Annotated in this window: 2 protein-coding genes; both read left to right on the forward strand. The window is 44.5% G+C overall.

Translation table 11 applies throughout. The features are described 5' to 3' along the window. A partial coding sequence (locus tag HMPREF2893_RS10755; protein WP_141760640.1) for an LPXTG cell wall anchor domain-containing protein occupies positions 1 to 397 on the forward strand: 397 nt, incomplete at its 5' end. 180 nt (positions 398 to 577) lie between these two features. Next, on the forward strand, positions 578 to 3,758 hold a 3,181-nt coding region (locus HMPREF2893_RS10095), incomplete at its 3' end, for an accessory Sec-dependent serine-rich glycoprotein adhesin (RefSeq protein ID WP_148131938.1).

Here is a 3,758-nt window from a genome sequence, read left to right on the forward strand (position 1 = left end):
ATCTGCGTCTGAATCAACTTCAACATCAGTAAGTACTTCAGTTTCAGTTAGCCAATCACAATCACAATCAGGATCAACATCTGGTAGCGGTTCATACTCTAACTCAATGAGCCAATCAGGATCAACATCTGCTAGTGGTTCATACTCTAACTCAATGAGTCAATCAGGATCTACTTCTGCTAGTGGTTCATACTCTAACTCAATGAGTCAATCAGCTTCTGGTTCAGAGTCATTGTCTACATCAGAATCAGCAAATGGATCACAAAAACACAGCGAATCTGTAGCACTTCCAAATACTGGTGAAACAACATCTGTAACATCAGCTCTTCTTGGAGCGGTTGCAGGACTTGCTGGAGTGGCTGTTCTTGGTCGTCGCAAAAAAGAAGATGAAAAATAATCTTCTATCCTAATTTGATTCGATCATTTCAGGTATGTGGTCAATGAAAAAGGATCCAAAAAGAGAACCTCCGGGTTCTCTTTTTGTGTATTGTTTTCGTATCAGAAAATGGTCTTAATTAGTTACATTAGGGAAAAAATAATGTATAATAACTTGATATCTAAAATTTAAGGAGCGGACATGTTTTTTAAACGTTCGAAGGGTGATTTTCGCGAAACGGAGCGAATCACACGTTATAAATTAATCAAATCAGGAAAGAATTGGGTACGGGCATCTGTTTCTCGGTTAGGCCTATTTCGTGTCATGCGAGGTGGTGTAGATGAAAAGATCGTGGTTCAATACGAAGCCTCATCACACTCGATGCCTGCAGATCTGGTCAAAGGGCTGGTTGTGCTAGGAGCTCTGGCTGGGGCGACCACGGTTGCCAATCCAGTATTTGCTGAGGAAAATGAGATGAATGCGACTGTTGGGTCTGAAATCAGCCCATCGACTGGTGTAGCGGGTTCGGATAGTCTTGTTTTGGGGACGACGTCTACCACAGACTCTGTGTCAGCGAGTCAGTCTGCTAGCGAATCTGAATCACTCTCGAAGTCAGGCAGTCAGTTGCTTTCAGAAAGCAGTTCACTTTCTCAGTCGGTTTCTTTGAGTGAATCTCATGTTGTTAGTCATTCAGCGAGTCAGTCCACATCAGAAACTGCTAGTAGCACTCTCTCAGAGAATAACGCTATTCATGTAGCTACTTCTGAAACGAGTGAGAAAGAAGCAGCAGTTCAGACCACTCGCTCGGAAGACCAGGTGAAGCGTCTGCAGGTCTTGGCCTTGGATTTATATACCTATCGGGCACAGGCTCTGGAAATTCCTGGGACAGAATCTGCTATTGAAAATGGAGATATGGCTTTAGAGGCTATTCGTGTAGGCTTGTCCAATCCGGCAATTCAAATCGATGCCGTGGAAAGCCAAGCAAAGATTGCTCGCAATCGCTTGGTCAATGCTGTGCTTCGTGCGACATCTGGCCAACGGGATCCGCGTAACGGGAATCGTATTGATGCTGATACCAGTCTCCGTGCGCCTCAGTATAATTTAGGTCCAGCTAATAATACTTTGATTTCTGTCTATAATTCAGATTACCTCAATTATGCTTATAATGTTGTGGAAACCATTCCTACACGAAATAGTATTAAAAGCATTGCTTACGCTTCTGGTAGTGATCGTGTGAATGGCATCAATGTGCCTCAGACGTCGGCCTTGAAAAATAGTGCAGTGGCCTTTAATATCATGGGAACTGTTGGGCAGACAGAGGTCGTAACGCCTGGGAAAATTTATAATGTTTCTTTTGTAGTGACCAATACGGCTAGGCAGTCAGTGACACGAACGCTACGCATTCAGGTTTTGCCGCAAAATGATGGCATTCGTAATCCGATTACGGCTGTGACGACAGCGACTTTTGTCAATGATACTACTAACTTGGCCCAGGCTGAAAAAGAGAAGATTTGGGAAGCGTTTAAGACTGCTAACCCCAATATTGCCACTTCAAAGGACTTTAAATCTTATTCCGTTTCATCATCTGGTGTGGTGACCATTACCTATAAAGATAACACTACAAATGATGTGACGGCTCCAGTGAAGCGACTTGCAGCACCAACTGTTGAAACGAGATTATTGGATAAGGCTTACACACAGACACCTGTAACGGTGACAGGAGCTGAGCCAGGTTCTACAGTCGTTCTATACAATAATGACGATGAAGTGGGAACAGCTGTGGCAGATGCTTCGGGTCAAGCGATTGTGACGCCGACTGTTAAGTTACAAACGGGTGGTGTAACAGCCAAAGCTCGCATTCTGTATGGTGATCATGCAGTTTATTCCGATGCCAGTAATATGGTTGCTGTAACAGATGCCACACGTCCTGAAGTGACGGCTAAGTTGACCGTCAATGGTGTGGAACCGAAATCAACCCCTCTTGAAGGTGGTGGGAAGAATTATATTATTTACGCTGGTGATGATGCGGTTGTGACCTTTACAGCTACTGATGACAGTGGCAAGTTGAAAGAAATGAAAGTCGTTGCACGAGCGGATCTGAACGACAATGCTTTGAACGGGAATTTCTTTGGTGGCAGCCAGTATGGAACAGGTGATATTGCTCCTATCACGGGTGATATTACGGCTACCAGTGCGAACCCTGCAACCATCACAACGACCATTCATTTGAAGGATGATCTTTACCATACCTACCGAAATACATGGCAACGTAATGTTGCAGCTATTGATAATGCGTCTAATATGAACCGCCCAAATGGTTTGGGTGAAATTCGGATTACACAAGGACGTCTCGCTGATCGTACGCCAGGTGTGGCGCCGACAAGCACTATTCAGGTGACGAGTCTAACTGCATTGACTGATGCAGATAAGAGCAAGGTGATTGCTGCTGTGTCGGCTGTTAATCCAGAGGTAGCCAACCGGATTAAGTCCTATACGGTTAATAGTGATGGTACAGTCACCATTACTTATAAAGATAGTACGACCAATGTCGTAGCGGTGAAACTGTCAGATAGCGATCACAGTCAGTCTGTATCAAACAGTCAGAGTGCGTCTACGAAGACTTCGCAATCGATCAGTCAGTCTTTAAGTGCGAAGCAATCTCAGAGCGTTTCATTAAGCCAGTCACTGAGCTCGGTTCGCTCACAAAGTTTGTCAGCTTCACTAAGCCAATCAGCTTCTGCAAGTGTCTCAGCTCAAACTAGTTTATCTCGCAGTCAATCGTTGAGCAAGGAGGTTTCTCAATCTCAATCCGCTTCAACGAGTCAATCTGTATCGACAAGAAAATCTGAATCTGTGAAAGTTTCGGAATCAGTATCTGCTTCTGAATCAGTGTCAGCGTCTGAGTCAGTTTCAACGTCCGAGTCGGTTTCTGTATCTGAATCAGTGTCTACTTCTGAATCGGTGTCAACAGCAGAGTCAGTGTCAACATCAGAATCAGTTTCAACGTCCGAATCAGTGTCAGCGTCTGAGTCGGTATCAGCGTCTGAGTCAGTGTCTACGTCAGAATCATTCTCGACATCCGAGTCAGCATCTACATCAGAATCTGTATCAACGTCTGAATCGGTGTCGACTTCCGAGTCTGTTTCTGTATCGGAATCAGTATCAGCATCCGAGTCCGTTTCGACTTCTGAATCAGTGTCTACTTCTGAATCTGTTTCGACTTCCGAATCATTGTCAACATCCGAATCAGTTTCGACATCAGAGTCTGAATCAACATCCGAATCAGTGTCAACGTCTGAGTCAGTCTCAACCTCTGAATCGGCATCTACCTCAGAATCGGTATCGACTTCCGAGTCAGTTTCAGCGTCTGAATCATTGTCAA

Source organism: Streptococcus sp. HMSC072C09 (genome assembly GCF_001813105.1).
Classification (GTDB): domain Bacteria; phylum Bacillota; class Bacilli; order Lactobacillales; family Streptococcaceae; genus Streptococcus.